Annotated in this window: 16 protein-coding genes; 8 read left to right on the top strand and 8 right to left on the bottom strand. The window is 70.6% G+C overall.

From position 1 onward, the window contains the following. Positions 1 to 8: 8 nt before the first annotated feature. The 6 genes from CP967_RS26470 to CP967_RS26445 form a co-directional block, all read right to left on the bottom strand. Positions 9 to 1,277: a cysteine desulfurase gene (locus CP967_RS26470; protein WP_150490382.1), complete on the bottom strand. Its 1,269-nt coding sequence runs from the start codon at positions 1,275 to 1,277 to the stop codon at positions 9 to 11. Continuing rightward, positions 1,274 to 2,038, bottom strand: coding sequence for a Fe-S cluster assembly ATPase SufC (gene sufC / locus CP967_RS26465; RefSeq protein WP_150490381.1), 765 nt, complete (start codon positions 2,036 to 2,038; stop codon positions 1,274 to 1,276). Before sufC ends, CP967_RS26470 begins: the two co-directional genes overlap by 4 nt. A gap of 7 nt (positions 2,039 to 2,045) precedes the next feature. Beyond that, the gene (locus CP967_RS26460; protein WP_037876151.1) at positions 2,046 to 2,363 is read right to left on the bottom strand and encodes a bifunctional 3-phenylpropionate/cinnamic acid dioxygenase ferredoxin subunit; all 318 of its coding nucleotides are present in this window, start codon (positions 2,361 to 2,363) and stop codon (positions 2,046 to 2,048) included. Position 2,364: 1 nt separating this feature from the next. After that, the gene (gene sufD, locus CP967_RS26455; protein ID WP_150490380.1) at positions 2,365 to 3,546 is read right to left on the bottom strand and encodes a Fe-S cluster assembly protein SufD; all 1,182 of its coding nucleotides are present in this window, start codon (positions 3,544 to 3,546) and stop codon (positions 2,365 to 2,367) included. 65 nt (positions 3,547 to 3,611) lie between these two features. Continuing rightward, complete coding sequence (sufB, locus tag CP967_RS26450) at positions 3,612 to 5,033, bottom strand: Fe-S cluster assembly protein SufB (protein ID WP_150490379.1); 1,422 nt, start codon at positions 5,031 to 5,033, stop codon at positions 3,612 to 3,614. Continuing rightward, positions 5,030 to 5,782, bottom strand: a complete 753-nt coding sequence (locus CP967_RS26445; RefSeq protein WP_150490378.1) for a helix-turn-helix transcriptional regulator — start codon at positions 5,780 to 5,782, stop codon at positions 5,030 to 5,032. Before CP967_RS26445 ends, sufB begins: the two co-directional genes overlap by 4 nt. Positions 5,783 to 6,308: 526 nt before the next feature. On the opposite strand from CP967_RS26445, the gene CP967_RS26440 reads away from it, so the two are divergent. The 3 genes from CP967_RS26440 to CP967_RS26430 all read left to right on the top strand — a co-directional run bounded on the left by CP967_RS26440 (position 6,309) and on the right by CP967_RS26430 (position 9,132). Continuing rightward, positions 6,309 to 7,235, top strand: coding sequence for an ABC transporter ATP-binding protein (locus CP967_RS26440; RefSeq protein ID WP_150490377.1), 927 nt, complete (start codon positions 6,309 to 6,311; stop codon positions 7,233 to 7,235). Beyond that, a complete protein-coding gene (locus tag CP967_RS26435; protein WP_150490376.1) occupies positions 7,232 to 7,999 on the top strand; it encodes an ABC transporter permease in 768 nt (255 codons plus the stop codon). The genes CP967_RS26440 and CP967_RS26435 overlap by 4 nt, the downstream gene beginning before the upstream one ends. 113 nt (positions 8,000 to 8,112) lie before the next feature. Continuing rightward, positions 8,113 to 9,132, top strand: coding sequence for a COX15/CtaA family protein (locus CP967_RS26430; protein ID WP_150490375.1), 1,020 nt, complete (start codon positions 8,113 to 8,115; stop codon positions 9,130 to 9,132). 114 nt (positions 9,133 to 9,246) lie between these two features. Here CP967_RS26430 and CP967_RS26425 read toward each other — a convergent pair whose 3' ends face one another. Continuing rightward, positions 9,247 to 9,600 carry a hypothetical protein gene (locus CP967_RS26425; RefSeq protein ID WP_150490374.1) on the bottom strand — a complete coding sequence of 118 codons (354 nt, stop codon included), beginning with the start codon at positions 9,598 to 9,600 and terminating at the stop codon, positions 9,247 to 9,249. A gap of 95 nt (positions 9,601 to 9,695) precedes the next feature. Next, positions 9,696 to 10,649 carry a heme o synthase gene (locus CP967_RS26420; protein ID WP_167535443.1) on the bottom strand — a complete coding sequence of 318 codons (954 nt, stop codon included), beginning with the start codon at positions 10,647 to 10,649 and terminating at the stop codon, positions 9,696 to 9,698. 290 nt (positions 10,650 to 10,939) lie between these two features. Between CP967_RS26420 and tkt the strand changes: the two genes are divergently transcribed. The 5 genes from tkt to pgl are packed head-to-tail and all read left to right on the top strand — an operon-like array spanning position 10,940 to position 17,528. Next, entirely contained in the window at positions 10,940 to 13,027 is a 2,088-nt protein-coding gene (gene tkt, locus CP967_RS26415; RefSeq protein ID WP_150490373.1) for a transketolase, read from the top strand. Between the two features lie 34 nt (positions 13,028 to 13,061). Continuing rightward, positions 13,062 to 14,180, top strand: coding sequence for a transaldolase (tal, locus tag CP967_RS26410; RefSeq protein ID WP_150490372.1), 1,119 nt, complete (start codon positions 13,062 to 13,064; stop codon positions 14,178 to 14,180). Between the two features lie 5 nt (positions 14,181 to 14,185). Further along, positions 14,186 to 15,718, top strand: a complete 1,533-nt coding sequence (zwf, locus tag CP967_RS26405; RefSeq protein WP_150490371.1) for a glucose-6-phosphate dehydrogenase — start codon at positions 14,186 to 14,188, stop codon at positions 15,716 to 15,718. Further along, positions 15,715 to 16,749 carry a glucose-6-phosphate dehydrogenase assembly protein OpcA gene (opcA, locus tag CP967_RS26400; protein ID WP_150490370.1) on the top strand — a complete coding sequence of 345 codons (1,035 nt, stop codon included), beginning with the start codon at positions 15,715 to 15,717 and terminating at the stop codon, positions 16,747 to 16,749. Before zwf ends, opcA begins: the two co-directional genes overlap by 4 nt. Next, complete coding sequence (pgl, locus tag CP967_RS26395) at positions 16,746 to 17,528, top strand: 6-phosphogluconolactonase (protein WP_150490369.1); 783 nt, start codon at positions 16,746 to 16,748, stop codon at positions 17,526 to 17,528. Before opcA ends, pgl begins: the two co-directional genes overlap by 4 nt. Positions 17,529 to 17,561 lie beyond the last annotated feature (33 nt).

Below are 17,561 nucleotides of genomic sequence, written 5' to 3'. Positions count from 1 at the left end.
TGTCGCCATCAACCGAAAAAGTTCCGCACGTGCTCCAGGCCGTCCACCAGGGCGTCGACCTCGGCCGGCGTGGAGTACAGATAGAACGACGCTCGCGTCGTCGCAGGAATTCCGTACCGCAGGCAGACCGGCCGTGCGCAGTGGTGTCCGACCCGGACCGCGATGCCCTGCTCGTCGAGTACCTGGCCCACGTCGTGGGGGTGGATGTCGCCGAGCGTGAAGGAGATCGTCGCCCCGCGGTCCTCGGCCGTCGCCGGACCGATGATCCGCAGGTCGGGCACCTCCAGGAGCCGGCGCACCGCGTACTCGGTGATGGCCTGCTCGTGGCGGTGGATGTTCTCCATGCCGACCGAGGTGAGGTAGTCCACGGCCGCGCCGAGGCCGACGGCCTGGGCGATCGGGGGCGTACCGGCCTCGAACTTGTGCGGAGCCGGGGCGTAGGTCGAGGAGTGCATCGAGACCGTCTCGATCATCTCGCCGCCGCCGAGGAAGGGCGGGAGGTCCTCCAGGAGCTCCTGCCGTCCCCAGAGCACGCCGATACCGGTCGGGCCGACCATCTTGTGGCCGGTGAAGGCCACGAAGTCGGCCTGGAGCGCCTGCACGTCGAGCACCATGTGCGGGGCGGCCTGCGAGGCGTCGACGCAGACCAGGGCGCCGACCTGCTGGGCGCGGCGGATGATCTTCTCGACCGGGTTGTGGGTGCCCAGGATGTTGGAGACCAGCGTGAAGGTGACGATCTTCGTCTTCTCGGTGATGATCTCGTCGATGTTCGACAGGTCGAGCCGGCCGTCGTCCGTGATGCCGAACCACTTCAGCTTCGCGCCGGTGCGCTGCGCGAGCAGCTGCCACGGCACGATGTTGGAGTGGTGCTCCATCTCGGTGGTGACGATCTCGGTGTCGCTGTCGACCCGGTAGGGCTCGTCGGCCCAGCCGAGCATGTTGGCCACGAGGTTCAGCGACTCCGAGGCGTTCTTGGTGAAGATCACCTCGTTGCGGCTGGGCGCGTTGATGAAGGCCGCGACCTTGTCACGGGCGCCTTCGTACAGCGCGGTGGCCTCCTCCGCGAGCGTGTACACACCGCGGTGGACGTTGGCGTTGTGCCGCTCGTAGTACGCGCTGAGCGCGTCGAGGACCTGGCGCGGCTTCTGCGAGGTCGCGGCGCTGTCCAGGTAAACGATCTTCTTGCCGTCGTGGACCGTGCGGTCCAGGATCGGGAAGTCCTTACGGATCGCCTCGGTGTCGAGGAGGCCGGAGAGCCCCTGTCGGGCGTCAGTCACGCGGAAGCGCCACCCTTCACATATGCCTCGTAGCCCTCGTTCTCCAGCTTGTCGGCGAGCTCGGCGCCACCGGACTCGGCGATGCGGCCGTCGGCGAAGACGTGCACGAAGTCGGGCTTGATGTAGCGGAGGATCCGCGTGTAGTGGGTGATCAGCAGGGTGCCGACCTCACCGGTGGAGCGGACCCGGTTGACGCCCTCGGAGACGATGCGCAGGGCGTCGACGTCGAGGCCGGAGTCGGTCTCGTCGAGGATGGCGACCTTCGGCTTGAGGAGCTCCAGCTGAAGGATCTCGTGGCGCTTCTTCTCACCGCCGGAGAAGCCCTCGTTGACGTTGCGCTCGGCGAAGGCGGGGTCCATCTGGAGCCCGGCCATCGTCTCCTTGACCTCCTTGACCCACGTGCGCAGCTTGGGCGCCTCGCCGCGGACGGCGGTGGCGGAGGTGCGCAGGAAGTTGGAGACCGAGACGCCGGGGATCTCGACGGGGTACTGCATGGCGAGGAACAGGCCGGCGCGGGCCCGCTCGTCGACGGACATCTCCAGGACGTCCTCGCCGTCCAGGGTCACCGTGCCGCCCGTGATCGTGTACTTGGGGTGGCCGGCCAGCGAGTAGGCGAGGGTGGACTTGCCGGACCCGTTCGGGCCCATGATGGCGTGGGTCTCACCCTGCTTCACGGTCAGGTCGACGCCCTTGAGGATCGGCTTCGTGGCGTTGTCCGCCTCGACGGAGACGTGCAGGTCGCGGATTTCAAGCGTTGCCATGGGTGACTCAGGACTCCTGGGTGACGGAGACGAGCACATCGTCCCCTTCGATCTTTACGGGGTATACGGGGACGGGGCGCGTCGCGGGAAGGCCGGACGGCTTGCCGGTGCGGAGGTCGAAGCTGGAACCGTGCAGCCAGCACTCGATCGAGCAGTCCTCCACCTCGCCCTCCGAGAGGGAGACGTTCGCGTGCGAGCAGATGTCGTTGATCGCGAACACCTCGCCCTCGGTGCGGACGACGGAGACCGGCGTGCCGTCGAGTTCCACCCTCTTGGGGGTGTCCTCCTCCAGCTCGCTCAGCGCGCAGGCGCGGACGAAGGCCATCTCAGACCGACGCCTTCAGTTCGGCCTCGATCTTGTCGAGGAGCCGGGCCTCGACGTCGGGCAGGCCGATCTGCTGGACCAGTTCGGCGAAGAAGCCGCGCACGACGAGCCGGCGGGCCTCCTCCTCCGGGATACCGCGGGACTGGAGGTAGAACAGCTGCTCGTCCTCGAAACGGCCGGTCGCCGAGGCGTGGCCGGCGCCGACGATCTCGCCGGTCTCGATCTCCAGGTTGGGTACGGAGTCGACCCGGGCGCCGTCGGTGAGGACCAGGTTGCGGTTCATCTCGTAGGTGTCGGTGCCCTCGGCGGCGGCCTGGATGAGGACGTCGCCGATCCACACGGCGTGGGCGCCCTCGCCCTGGAGCGCGCCCTTGTAGGCCACGTTGGACTTGCAGTGCGGGGTGTTGTGGTCGACCAGGAGGCGGTGCTCCTGGTGCTGGCCCTTGTCGGTGAAGTACAGCCCGAAGAGCTCCGCCTCGCCGCCGGGGCCCGCGTAGGCGACCCGGGGGTGGAGGCGGACCAGGTCGCCGCCGAAGGTGACGAGGACGGACTTGAAGGAGGCGTCCCGGCCGACCAGCGCGTTGTGCTGGCCGGCGTGCACGGCCTTCTCGTCCCAGTCCTGGACGGAGACGACGGTCAGCTTCGCACCGTCGCCCAGGACGTAGTCGACGTTGGCGGCGAGCACCGCGTCACCGGTGTGGTCGATGACGACGACGGCCTCGGCGAAGGCGCCCAGCTCGATCACCTGGTGCCCGTAGGCGACACCGCCCTCGCCGTGCACGGCGATGCGGATCGGCTCGGTGAGCACGGCCTCCTTGGCGACGGTGACGACCGACGCCTGCTCGAAGGACGCGTACGCCTGGGCGGCGACCCGGTCCACCGGGGCGCCTCCCCTGCCGAGCCGCGCGTCGTCCCGGCCGACGGTCTCCACGGTGACGCCCTCGGGCGCCTCGACGGTGACCTTGACGCCGCTCCCGGTGGCGACGGCGGTGCCGTCGTGCAGGCCGCGCAGCCGCTCCAGCGGAGTGAAGCGCCATTCCTCCTCACGGCCGTGCGGGACGGGGAAGTCCGCGACGTCGAAGGACGGGGGCGCGCTCATGCGCGTGGCGACGGTCGACTCGGCGGCCACCGCGATGGAACCGGCGGTGGTGGAGCCCACCGGGATGTTCTGAGCCTCAGCCATGGCTGTCGTAGTGCTCGCTTTCTCAGTCAAGAACTCTGGGGGGAGACGGTCGGCGGGGGGCCGTGCTAGCCGACCGAGCCCTCCATCTGCAGCTCGATCAGCCGGTTGAGCTCCAGCGCGTACTCCATGGGCAGCTCCTTGGCGATCGGCTCGACGAAACCGCGCACGATCATCGCCATGGCCTCGAACTCGGTGAGTCCGCGGCTCATGAGGTAGAAGAGCTGGTCCTCGGAGACCTTGGAGACGGTCGCCTCGTGGCCCATCGACACGTCGTCCTCGCGGACGTCGACGTACGGGTAGGTGTCCGAGCGGGAGATGGTGTCCACGAGCAGGGCGTCGCAGAGCACGTTGGACTTGGCGCCCGGGGCGCCCTCGCCGATCTCGATCAGGCCGCGGTAGGAGGTACGGCCGCCGCCTCGCGCCACCGACTTGGAGACGATGTTGGAGGAGGTGTTCGGGGCCATGTGGACCATCTTGGCGCCGGCGTCCTGGTGCTGGCCCTCGCCCGCGAAGGCGATGGACAGGGTCTCGCCCTTGGCGTGCTCGCCCATGAGGTAGACGGCCGGGTACTTCATGGTGACCTTGGAGCCGATGTTGCCGTCGACCCACTCCATGGTCGCGCCCTCGTACGCCACGGCGCGCTTGGTGACGAGGTTGTAGACGTTGTTCGACCAGTTCTGGATGGTCGTGTAGCGGCAGCGGCCGCCCTTCTTCACGATGATCTCGACGACCGCGGAGTGCAGCGAGTCCGAGGAGTAGATCGGCGCGGTGCAGCCCTCGACGTAGTGGACGTAGGCGTCCTCGTCGACGATGATCAGCGTCCGCTCGAACTGGCCCATGTTCTCCGTGTTGATGCGGAAGTAGGCCTGGAGCGGGATGTCCACGTGGACACCCTTGGGGACGTAGATGAAGGAGCCGCCGGACCACACGGCGGAGTTCAGCGAGGCGAACTTGTTGTCACCGACGGGGATGACGGTGCCGAAGTACTCCTTGAAGAGCTCCGGGTGCTCCTTGAGCGCGGTGTCGGTGTCGAGGAAGATGACGCCCTGCTCCTCCAGGTCCTCGCGGATCTGGTGGTAGACGACCTCGGACTCGTACTGGGCGGCGACACCGGCGACCAGGCGCTGCTTCTCCGCCTCCGGGATGCCCAGCTTGTCGTAGGTGTTCTTGATGTCCTCGGGCAGGTCCTCCCAGGACTCCGCCTGCTTCTCCGTGGAGCGCACGAAGTACTTGATGTTGTCGAAGTCGATGCCGGAGAGGTCCGAGCCCCAGTTGGGCATGGGCTTCTTCTCGAACAGCTTCAGGCCCTTGAGACGGAGCTTCAGCATCCACTCCGGCTCGTTCTTCTTCTCGGAGATGTCGCGGACGACCGCCTCGGACAGGCCGCGCTTCGCCGCCGCGCCTGCCTCGTCGGAGTCGGCCCAGCCGAATTCGTACGTGCCCAGGCCCTCGAGCTCAGGGTGGGCAGTCTCCGTGGGGAGTGTCATGCGGGGTTCCTCCCGGCCGTGCTTGCGGATGCTGGATGGGTGTTCTGTGAAGTCTGCGGTGGTGCCGTGGGGCCGCTGCGCGGGACGAACGTCGTGCACACGCCGTCGCCGTGGGCGAGGGTGGCCAGGCGCTGCACATGGGTTCCGAGCAGGCTGGAGAAGAATTCCGTCTCCGCCTCGCACAGTTGCGGGAACTGCTCGGCGACATGGGCGACCGGGCAGTGGTGCTGGCACAGCTGCTCGCCCTGCTGCGGGGCCGGCGCGCTGCGCGCCGTAGCAGCGTACCCGTCGGCCGACAGGGCCTTGGCCAGAGCCTGGGTGCGTGTTTCGAGGTCCGCGGCCTCGACCGCGGCGCGGTAGGACTCGGACTGCGCGGCCATCCGGGCGCGGGCGAAGGCGACGAGCGCCTCGTCCCCGCCCGAGGCGGCGATCCAGCGCAGCGCGTCGGCGGCCAGCTTGTCGTACGACTGGTCGAAGGCGTCCCGCCCGCAGTCCGTCAGGGCGAAGACCTTGGCGGGGCGGCCGCGGGTCCGCGCGCCGTAGACCCGCTGCTCGCGGGGTTCGACGACGCCGTCGGAGACGAGGGCGTCGAGGTGGCGGCGCACGGCGGCCTGGGTGAGGCCGAGACGCTTGGCCAGGTCGGCGACGAGGGACGGTCCGTGGTCCAGGATGGATCGCGCGACGCGGTTGCGTGTCGAGCGCTCACCGGTCGCGAGGTCCTCCTGCGGAGTCTCGCCCACGTATTTCACAACGCCATTGTTGCGTAATTCATTCGGGCCTGACAAGCCGCGCCCGGATCCGGGCGCGGTGCCGTGCATCACTTAGGCAGACCTAACTTGACCTGCGGAAATGTTGATCTACGCCGTCCCGGACCGGCGCCGGCCAGGGGGGCTCCGTCCGGCGCCGGCGCGGTCCGGGCGGGTCCCACGGGGGCCTCCGGCCGGGTGGCCGGGCCCGGCCGCCCGGCGCCCCGGAGGCAGCTGACCAGTGCCTTCCCCCGCCTTGTCCCCGTCGACGGCGGGGCGCCGGTCCGGCCGGCCGCCGGCGGCCTCCACGGTGGACACACGGCCGTACCCGACGCGCGTCCGGGTCTCCGGCGCCGGGCCGGAACCCGGCACGGGCCCCGTCCCTCCGGCCGTCACGCCGGAGCCCCGGCCTCCGGCGCCGCCTCCGGTCCGGCGGAACCCGGCCCGATCCGGTGGTCCGGCGGCCGGAAACCGCCGGACCGCTCCCTGCGCGAAGCCGCCCCGCGGGACGGACCTAGACTGGTCCGCCATGAGCAGTGAGCCCGTCGTGCAGGCCAGGGGCCTGGTGAAGCGGTACGGAGACAAGACCGCGGTGGACGGCCTGGACCTGGCGGTCCCGGCGGGCGCGGTGACCGCGGTCCTCGGCCCCAACGGCGCCGGCAAGACCACCACCGTCGAGATGTGCGAGGGCTACCGCCGCCCCGACGCCGGCACGGTACGGGTCCTCGGCCTCGACCCCGTCGCCGACGCGGCGCGGCTCCGCCCCAGGATCGGGGTGATGCTCCAGTCCGGCGGCGTCTACTCCGGAGCCCGCGCCGTCGAGATGCTGAGCCACACGGCGAAGCTGCACGCCCACCCGCTGGACGTCCCCGCCCTCGTCGAACGCCTCGGACTGGGCAGCTGCGGACGCACCGCCTACCGCCGGCTCTCCGGTGGCCAGCAGCAGCGCCTGGCCCTCGCGATGGCCGTCGTCGGCCGCCCCGAGCTGGTCTTCCTGGACGAGCCGACCGCGGGCCTCGACCCACAGGCCCGCCGCTCCACCTGGGAGCTCATCCGCGAGCTGCGGGCGGACGGCGTGTCGGTGGTCCTCACCACCCATTTCATGGACGAGGCCGAGGAGCTCGCCGACGACGTCGCCGTCATCGACGCGGGCCGGGTCGTCGCCCAGGGCAGCCCCGAACAGCTGTGCCGGGGCGGCGCCGAGAACACCCTCCGCTTCACCGGCCGCCCCGGTCTGGACCTGGGCTCACTGCTCAAGGTGCTGCCCGACGGCAGCGAGGCGGCCGAGACCGCCTCCGGCTCCTACCGCATCACCGGCACCGTCGACCCCGGTCTGCTGGCCGCGGTCACCTCCTGGTGCGCCCGGCACGGGGTGATGCCGCAGGGCATCTCGGTGGAGCGGCGCACCCTGGAGGACGTCTTCCTGGAACTGACCGGCAAGGAGCTGCGCGCATGAGCGCCGGTACGTACACCCCGCGCCCCGGCGCCGCCCCGCTGGGCCGCATGATCGCCGCGCAGGCCGCGTTCGAGACCCGGATGCTGCTGCGCAACGGCGAGCAGCTGCTGCTGACCGTGGTCATCCCGTCCCTGCTGCTGGTGCTGTTCGGGTCGGTGGACATCGTGGACACCGGTACGGGCGAGCCCGTCGACTTCCTGACGCCCGGGATCCTGGCCCTCGCGGTGATGTCCACGGCCTTCACGGGCCAGGCGATCGCCACCGGCTTCGAGCGGCGTTACGGCGTGCTCAAGCGGCTGGCCGCCTCCCCGCTGCCGCGCTGGGCGCTGATGACGGCGAAGACCCTCGCCGTGCTGGTCACCGAGGTGCTCCAGGTGGTCCTGCTGACCGTCATCGCCTTCGCCCTGGGCTGGTCGCCCCAGGGCGGCCCGCTCCCCGTACTGCTGCTCCTGGTGCTGGGCACGGCGGCCTTCTCGGGGCTCGGCCTGCTGATGGCCGGGACCCTCAAGGCGGAGGCGACCCTGGCGGCGGCCAACCTGGTCTTCCTGCTGCTGCTGGTCGGCGGCGGGGTGATCGTGCCGCTGGACAGGTTCCCGGACGCGGTGGCGCAGGTCCTGGGACTGCTGCCGATCTCGGCGCTCTCCGACGGGCTGCGGGACGTCCTCCAGCACGGCGCGTCGATGCCGTGGGGCGACCTGGGCGTCCTCGCGGTGTGGGCGGTGCTGGGGCTGGGCGCGGCGGCGAGGTTCTTCCGCTGGGAGTGACCGGCGGCCCCCTTCCGCCGGAAGTGACCGACGGTGCCCCCGGCCCTCTCGGCGGGTGACGGTTCGGGCCGACTCGTCCCCCTCGTGAAACCTTGCACAAGCCGCCGCTTACCATGGTGCCCGTGCCCAAGCTGACCCGAGCCGAAGTCGCTCAAGCCACGCGGAACCCGCTCCAGTTCATCGCCGAACGCTGGACGCCGTCCCACCGGATCGTCCGCCGTGCCGCCATGTCCGCGATCGTGATGGCCGTGGTCATCGTGGTCACCGGCGGTGCCGTACGGCTGACGGGCTCCGGCCTCGGCTGCCCCACCTGGCCCAAGTGCACCGACGACAGCCTCACGGCGACCAGCGAGATGGGCCTGCACGGCGCCATCGAGTTCGGCAACCGGATGCTGACCTACGTCCTGTGCGCGGCGGTCGGCTGGGCGATCATCGCGCTCCGCTCGGCCGTGCCGTGGCGGCGCAGCCTCACCCGGCTCGGCTGGCTCCAGTTCTGGATCGTCATGGGCAACGCGGTGCTCGGCGGCATCGTCGTCCTGGTGGGGCTGAACCCGTACACCGTCGCGGCCCACTTCCTGCTCTCCACGGCCCTGATCACCGTCGCCGTACTGACCTGGTACCGCATCGACGAGGGCGACGCCGAGCCGAAGCCCCTGGTCGGCAAGGCGGTCTCGCAGCTGACCTGGCTGCTGGTCGTGGCCACGGGCCTGCTGGTCGCCGTCGGTACGGTCGTGACCGGCGCGGGCAGGCACGCGGGTGACTCCAGCGACGTCCACCGCATCCCGGTCGACTGGAAGCTGGTCTCGCAGCTGCACGCGGACCTCGCGTGGATCGTGGTGGCCCTGTCGGTCGCCCTGTGGTTCGTGCTGAAGGCCGTGGACGCTCCGGCCGTCCCCCGGCGCCGGGCCGGCCAGCTCTTCCTCGTCCTGCTGGCCCAGGGCGTCATCGGGTACGTGCAGTACTTCCTGGACACGCCGGAGATCCTGGTGGGCCTGCACATGCTGGGCTCGTGCCTGGTGTGGATCGCGGTCCTGCGGGTGCTGCTGTCGCTGCGCGAGCGCCCGGCGGCCCCGGACACCGCCGTGCCCGGCCCCGCCGCACAGGAGCTCCCGGAGCACGCGCCCGCGGCCTGACACCCCGCACCCGGCGGAGAGAGCCCCCGTCACCGGCCCCGGAAGGGGCGTGGTGGCGGGGGCTCTCGCGTGGCCGGGCGGGCGCCTGCCCGAAGGGGCCGGGAAGCGGGGCGCTCAGCCGTTGGACGGGCCGCCGACCTGGATGCCCGCCATCCGGGACCACTCGTACGGCCCGGTGCGGACCTTCGCCGCGAACTCCCCGTCGAAGTCCTCGTGCATCGTGATGCCGGCCTTGCGCGTGGCGCTCTCGGCGACGGCGTACGAAGGGGCCACCAGGTCGCCCCAGCCGCCGTCCTCGCCGACGAGGACGATGCGGGTGCCCGTCTGGCCGATGTACGCCAGCTGGCCCTCGGCCCCGCCGTGCGCCTTGGCGAAGGAGTCGATCTGCTTGGCGAGCCGGGCGGCCTTGCGCTCCGCGCGGGCCGCCTGCCTGCTGTCGTCCGTCTGCTGCTCTGCGGTCTTAGCCATGCACAGGATGCTACCGACGGGTAGATGACGTGGCGACGGGCGGGGGGCGTGGCCTGGGCCACGTCCCCCGCCCGTCGGCGGAGCTGTCTGCGGGTCTACCTGAGGAAGGGGTCCACCGCGACGGCGACGAAGAGCAGCGACACATAGGTGATGGACCAGTGGAACAGCCGCATCTCCTTGAGCTTGGCACCGGTCACCCCGGCCTTCGCCCGGTTCTGCAGGCCGTGCGCCTCCCAGAGCCAGAAGCCTCCGGACAGCAGCGCCACCGCCGTGTAGAACCAGCCGGTGTAGCCGAGCGGCGTCAGCAGCAGCGAGACGGCGACCATCACCCAGCTGTAGAGGACGATCTGGCGGGCGACGACCCGGTTGGAGGCGATGACCGGGAGCATCGGGACGCCGACCCGGGCGTAGTCGTCCTTGACCTTCATCGACAGCGGCCAGTAGTGCGGCGGCGTCCAGAAGAAGATGACGGCGAAAAGAATGACCGCGGCCCAGGACATCGAATTGGTCACGGCGGACCATCCGATGAGGACGGGCATGCAGCCGGCGATTCCGCCCCAGACGATGTTCTGCGAGGTGCGGCGCTTCAGCAGCATCGTGTAGACGACGACATAGAACAGAAGTGCGCCGAGTGCGAGAGCCGCCGAGAGCCAGTTGACGAGAAGTCCGAACCAGACCGTGGAAATCACCGCGAGGGCGATTCCAAAGGCCAGACACTCACGGGGCGTCACCATCCCGGTGACCAGCGGCCTCTGCGACGTACGGTCCATCAGCGCGTCGATGTCCCGGTCGATATACATGTTGAGCGCATTCGCTCCACCGGCGGAGAGATATCCGCCGACGGTGGTGGCGAGTACGAGCCACAGGTCGGGCACACCTTGCGCGGCGAGGAACATCACCGGAACGGTGGTGATGAGCAGCAGCTCGATGATGCGCGGCTTGGTAAGCGCCACGAATGCCTTGATGCGGGCCGCGAACGGGCGCTGGCCCGCCGGGCTCGGAGTCAAGGCGACCCCCGCGGGTCGGGACTCGACGGCCGTCACGCACACCCCTGACAGAGAAATCCCAGCAAGCTCCCGGACACGGTGGCGCCCGGTAAGGACTTGCGCGAACCAGACCACTGTAGACGTTGCGCATACGCCGCTCTTCGCGGGGGTGGGGTCGTGTTGAGGGGGCGCAGAAGTGAGCGGCCGCGCTCATACGTCACACGAAACTCCGCAGGTCGCCCGCACTGTGGAAAGGGCAGAAGCCGGGCCTTCGGACGGGGGTAGGCTCGGCCTTGCCCGGTGCGGTCAACCAGTCACCGGTTTACGACATCGGAGAGGAGCCCTGACTCAGGGTGAGCACCATGCCGACCACCACAGACCTCCAGTGGACCGAATTGGACCAGCGGGCCGTGGACACCGTCCGCGTCCTGGCCGCGGACGCCGTACAGAAAGTCGGAAACGGCCACCCGGGTACGGCCATGAGCCTGGCTCCCGCCGCGTACACCCTCTTCCAGAAGGTGATGCGCCACGACCCGGCGGACCCCGAGTGGACCGGGCGTGACCGTTTCGTCCTGTCCGCGGGCCATTCCAGCCTGACCCTGTACATCCAGCTCTACCTCGCCGGGTACGGCCTGGAGCTGGACGACCTCAAGGCCTTCCGCACCTGGGAGTCCAGGACGCCGGGTCACCCGGAGTACGGCCACACCGCCGGTGTCGAGACGACGACCGGCCCGCTGGGCCAGGGTGTCGCCAACGCGGTGGGCATGGCCATGGCCGCCCGCTACGAGCGCGGCCTCTTCGACCCGGCCGCGGCCCCCGGCACCTCCCCCTTCGACCACATGGTGTGGGTCGTCGCGGGTGACGGCTGCCTCCAGGAGGGCATCTCCGCGGAGGCGTCCTCGCTGGCCGGCCACCAGAAGCTGGGCAACCTCGTGCTGCTGTGGGACGACAACCACATCTCCATCGAGGGCGACACCGAGACCGCCGTCTCCGAGGACACCGTCAAGCGGTACGAGTCCTACGGCTGGCACGTCCAGCGCGTCGACCAGCTGCCCAACGGCGACCTGGACCCCGAGGGCCTCTACAAGGCGCTCCAGGCGGCCAGGGCCGAGACGGAGCGCCCCTCCTTCATCGCGGCCCGCTCGATCATCGCCTGGCCGGCCCCGAACGCCCAGAACACCGAGGCCTCGCACGGTTCGGCGCTGGGCGCCGACGAGGTCGCGGCCACCAAGCGCGTCCTCGGCTTCGACCCGGAGCAGAGCTTCGAGGTCTCCGACGAGGTCATCGGGCACACCCGCCGGGCGCTGGACCGCGGCCGTGAGGCCAGGGCGGAGTGGGAGAAGTCCTTCGCCGCGTGGCGGACGGGCAACCCGGAGCGCGCCGCCGAGTTCGACCGGATCGCCGCGGGCGAGCTCCCGGCCGGCTGGGAGGAGAAGCTCCCGGTCTTCGAGGAGGGCCAGAGCGTCGCCACCCGCGCGGCCTCCGGCAAGATCCTTCAGGCGCTCGGCAGTGTCGTCCCCGAGCTGTGGGGCGGCTCCGCCGACCTCGCGGGCTCGAACAACACCACCATCGACAAGACGTCGTCCTTCCTGCCGGCGGGCAACCCGCTGCCGGAGGCCGACCCGTACGGCCGCACGATCCACTTCGGTATCCGCGAGCACGCCATGGCCGCGGCCATGAACGGCATCGCGCTGCACGGCAACACGCGGATCTACGGCGGCACCTTCCTGGTGTTCTCCGACTACATGCGCAACGCCGTGCGCCTGTCCGCGCTGATGCACCTGCCGGTGACGTACGTGTGGACGCACGACTCGATCGGTCTCGGCGAGGACGGCCCGACCCACCAGCCGGTGGAGCACCTGGCCTCGCTGCGCGCCATCCCGGGCCTCAACGTCGTGCGCCCGGCCGACGCCAACGAGACGGTCACCGCCTGGCGCGAGATCATGCGCCGCCACACCAAGGTGTTCGGCAAGGGCGCCCCGCACGGTCTGGCGCTGTCCCGCCAGGGCCTGCCCGCCTACCCGGCGGACGAGAACGCGGCCAAGGGCGGTTACGTGCTCCTCGACGCCGAGGGCGGCGCCCCCGAGGTCGTGCTGATCGCCACCGGGTCCGAGGTCCAGCTGGCCGTGGGCGCCCGCGAGGAGCTCCAGGCGGCCGGTGTGCCGACCCGTGTGGTCTCCATGCCGTGTGTCGAATGGTTCGAGGAGCAGGACCAGGGTTACAAGGACAGCGTGCTGCCTCCGTCGGTGAAGGCGCGCGTCGCCGTCGAGGCCGGCATCGGCCTCACCTGGTACCGGTACGTGGGTGACGCGGGCCGGATCGTGTCGCTGGAGCACTTCGGCGCCTCGGCCGACGCGAAGGTGCTGTTCCGCGAGTTCGGCTTCACCGCGGAGAACGTGGCGTCCGCCGCCCGGGAATCTCTCGCGGCCGCCGCGCGCTGACGCCGTTATACGACTAGTAGGAGATGCAATTCTCATGACAGACGCACTCAAGCGCCTCTCCGACGAGGGCGTGGCGATCTGGCTGGACGACCTGTCTCGCAAGCGGATCACCTCCGGCAACCTCGCCGAACTGATCGACCAGAGCCACGTCGTGGGTGTCACGACCAACCCGTCGATCTTCCAGAAGGCGATCTCCTCGGGCGACGGCTACGAGCAGCAGCTCGCCGACCTCGCCGCCCGCAAGGTGACGGTCGAGGAAGCCATCCGCATGATCACCACCGCGGACGTGCGGGACGCCGCCGACATCCTGCGCCCCGTCTTCGACGCCACCGAGGGCCAGGACGGCCGGGTCTCCATCGAGGTGGACCCGCGCCTGGCGCACGACACGGCGGCCACGGTCGCCGAGGCCAAGCAGCTGGCCTGGCTGGTGGACCGGCCGAACACGCTCATCAAGATCCCGGCGACCAAGGCCGGCCTGCCGGCGATCACCGAGACGATCGGGCGGGGCATCAGCGTCAACGTCACGCTGATCTTCTCGCTGGAGCGCTACCGCGAGGTCATGGACGCCTACCTGGCGGGTCTGGAGAAGGCCAAGGCCGCGGGCCTGGACCTCTCCGAGATCCACTCGGTGGCCTCGTTCTTCGTGTCCCGCGTGGACACCGAGATCGACAAGCGGCTGGACGCGGTCGGCTCCGACGAGGCGAAGGCCGCCAAGGGCAAGTCGGCCCTGGCCAACGCCCGGCTGGCCTACGAGGCGTACGAGGAGGTCTTCGCGGGCGACCGCTGGGCCGCCCTCGACAAGGCGCACGCCAACAAGCAGCGCCCGCTGTGGGCCTCGACCGGCGTGAAGGACCCGTCCCTCAAGGACACCCTGTACGTCGACGACCTCGTCGCCCCGAACACGGTCAACACCATGCCGGAGGCGACCCTGGAGGCCGTGGCCGACCACGGCGAGATCTCCGGCAACACCGTCGGCGGCCGCTACGACCAGGCGCGTGCCGACCTCGACGCGATCAAGGAGCTGGGCGTCGACTACGACGACGTCGTGCAGCTGCTCGAGGACGAGGGCGTCGAGAAGTTCGAGGCCGCCTGGAACGACCTGCTCAAGTCGACCGGGGCCGAGCTCGACCGCCTCGCTCCTTCGAAGGGCTGACCACCTTGTCTGGTGTTCCCGGAGCCAACCCGCTCCGTGACGCCCAGGACCGGCGGCTCCCGCGTATCGCGGGGCCGTCGGGGCTGGTGATTTTTGGCGTCACGGGCGATTTGTCCCGTAAAAAGCTGATGCCTGCCGTCTATGACCTGGCCAATCGCGGCCTGCTGCCGCCGGGCTTCTCGCTCATCGGCTTCGCCCGCCGCGACTGGGAGGACGAGGACTTCGCGCAGGTCGTCCACGACGCGGTGAAGGAGCACGCCCGCACCCCGTTCCGCGAGGAGGTCTGGCAGCAGCTCAGCCAGGGGATGCGCTTCGTCCAGGGCAACTTCGACGACGACGTGGCCTTCGAGACGCTCAGGGCCACGATCGAGGAGCTCGACAAGGCCCAGGGCACGGGCGGCAACTTCGCCTTCTACCTCTCGGTGCCGCCGAAGTTCTTCCCCAAGGTCGTCGAGCAGCTCAAGAAGCACGGGCTGGCCGACCAGACGGAGGGCAGCTGGCGGCGGGCCGTCATCGAGAAGCCGTTCGGGCACGACCTGGAGAGCGCGCAGGAGCTGAACCAGCTCGTGCACGACGTCTTCCCGCCGAACGAGGTCTTCCGCATCGACCACTACCTCGGCAAGGAGACGGTCCAGAACATCCTGGCGCTGCGCTTCGCCAACACGATGTTCGAGCCGGTCTGGAACAGGTCGTACGTCGACCACGTCCAGATCACGATGGCCGAGGACATCGGCATCGGCGGCCGGGCCGGTTACTACGACGGCATCGGCGCGGCCCGTGACGTCATCCAGAACCACCTGCTCCAGCTGCTGGCGCTGACGGCGATGGAGGAGCCCGGCTCCTTCCACCCCAAGGCCCTGGTCGCCGAGAAGCTGAAGGTGCTCACCGCGGTGGAGCTGCCGGAGGACCTCGGCAAGCACACGGTGCGCGGGCAGTACACGCACGCGTGGCAGGGCGGCGAGGAGGTGCCGGGCTACCTCCAGGAGGAGGGCATCGACCCCAAGTCGAAGACCGACACCTATGCCGCGGTCAAGCTGACGATCAACAACCGCCGCTGGGCGGGCGTGCCCTTCTACCTGCGCACCGGCAAGCGGCTGGGCCGCAGGGTCACGGAGATCGCGGTCGTCTTCAAGCGCGCCCCCTACCTGCCCTTCGAGTCGGGTGCCACGGAGGAGCTGGGCGGCAACGCCCTGGTCATCCGGGTGCAGCCGGACGAGGGCGTCACGGTGCGGTTCGGCTCCAAGGTGCCGGGCACGTCCATGGAGGTGCGGGACGTCACGATGGACTTCGCGTACGGCGAGTCCTTCACGGAGTCCAGCCCGGAGGCGTACGAGCGGCTCATCCTGGACGTACTGCTCGGCGACGCCAACCTCTTCCCGCGCCACCAGGAGGTCGAGCTCTCCTGGAACATCCTCGACCCGATCGAGGAGTACTGGGACAAGCACGGAAAGCCCGCCCGGTACCCGGCCGGAACCTGGGGTCCGGCCGAGGCGGACGAGATGCTCGCACGCGACGGACGGAGCTGGCGCCGGCCATGAAGATCGACCTCACGGAAACCACCTCCAGCAAGATCAACCAGGCGATGATCTCGGCGCGCCGTTCGATCGGTACGCCGGCCATCGGCATGGTGCTCACCCTGGTGATCGTCACCGACGAGGAGAACGCCTACGACGCCCTGAAGGCGGCGGGCGACTCCTCGCGCGAGCACCCCTCGCGGATCATCGCGGTGATCAAGCGGGTCAGCCGTTCGCCGCGCGCCCGGCGCGACGCGCGCCTCGACGCCGAGATCCGGGTCGGTTCCGACTCGGGCTCGGGCGAGACGATCGTGCTGCGCCTGCACGGCGAGCTGGCCAACCACGCCCAGTCGGTCGTCCTGCCGCTCCTGCTGCCGGACGCCCCGGTGGTGGTCTGGTGGCCGGAGGACGCTCCCGCCGACCCGGCCAAGGACCCGCTGGGCGCGCTCGCCCAGCGCCGTATCACCGATACCTACTCGGCCGAGCACCCGCTCGACGAGCTGGCGGTGCGCGCGGCGACCTACCAGCCGGGCGACACCGACCTGTCGTGGACCCGGATCACGCCGTGGCGCTCGATGCTGGCGGCGGCGCTCGACCAGCAGCCGGCCGAGATCGTCTCGGCGACGGTCGAGGGCGAGTCGGACAACCCGAGCTGCGAGCTGCTGGCCATGTGGCTGGCGGACCGCCTGGGCATCCCGGTGGAGCGCACCCTGTCCGGCGGTCCCGGGCTGACGGCGGTCCGGATGGAGACGAAGAAGGGCGCCATCGTCCTGGACCGGGCCGACGGTTCGCTCGCCACGCTCTGCATGGTGGGCCAGCCCGACCGCGCGGTCGCGCTGAAGCGGCGGGAGACCGCCGAACTCCTCGCCGAGGAGCTCCGGCGGCTGGACCCGGACAACATCTACGCGTCGACGGTGAAGTTCGGGGTGGAACGCCTCGGCGGGCCCGACGGGGCGTCGGCGTCCGACGCCGGGCAGAAGCCCCCGGCCGCTGCCGCGGGCGCGGGCGCTCCCGCGGCGAAGCGGGCGGCGGTCAAGAAGGCGGCGTCCAAGTGAGCGCTCCGCAGCTCGTCGTGCACCGCGACAAGGAGCTGATGGCCCAGGCCGCCGCCGCCCGGCTGATCACCGCGGTCGTGGACGCCCAGTCCTCCCGCGGGACCGCGTCGGTGGTCCTCACCGGCGGGCGCAACGGCAACGGCCTGCTGGCCGCGCTGGCCGCCGCTCCGGCCCGGGACGCGGTCGACTGGTCGCGGCTCGACCTGTGGTGGGGCGACGAGCGTTTCCTGCCCGAGGGCGACCCGGAGCGCAATGTCACCCAGGCCCGTGCGGCTCTGCTGGACGCGGTGCCGGTGGACCCGTCCCGGGTCCATGCGATGCCCGCCTCCGACGGGCCGTACGGCGACGACGCGGACGCCGCCGCCGCCGGGTACGCGCAGCGGCTGGCCGAGGCGGCCGGGCCCGGGGACCACGGGGGCGTACCGGCGTTCGACGTCCTGATGCTGGGTGTCGGCCCGGACACCCATGTGGCCTCGCTCTTCCCGGAGCTCCGGGCGGTACGCGAGACCGGGCGCACCGTCGTCGGGGTGCACGGTGCCCCGAAGCCGCCGCCCACCCGTGTCTCGCTCACGCTGCCCGCCATCCGGGCGGCGCGCGAGGTGTGGCTGCTCGCCGCCGGCGAGGACAAGGCGGAGGCGGTCCGGACCGCGCTGTCCGGGGCCGGGGAGATCCAGGCCCCGGCGGCGGGGGCGTACGGTCTCGACCGCACCCTGTGGCTGCTGGACACGGCAGCGGCCTCCCTGCTGCCGCGGACGCTGTACCGGCCCGCGGCCGTCTGACGGGGACGCGTGGCCACGGCCCGGTCCGCCCTT

The sequence above is a fragment of the Streptomyces nitrosporeus genome (genome assembly GCF_008704555.1).
GTDB classification, from domain to species: Bacteria; Actinomycetota; Actinomycetes; order Streptomycetales; family Streptomycetaceae; genus Streptomyces; species Streptomyces nitrosporeus.
This window is presented reverse-complemented; position numbering and strand designations above follow the sequence as displayed.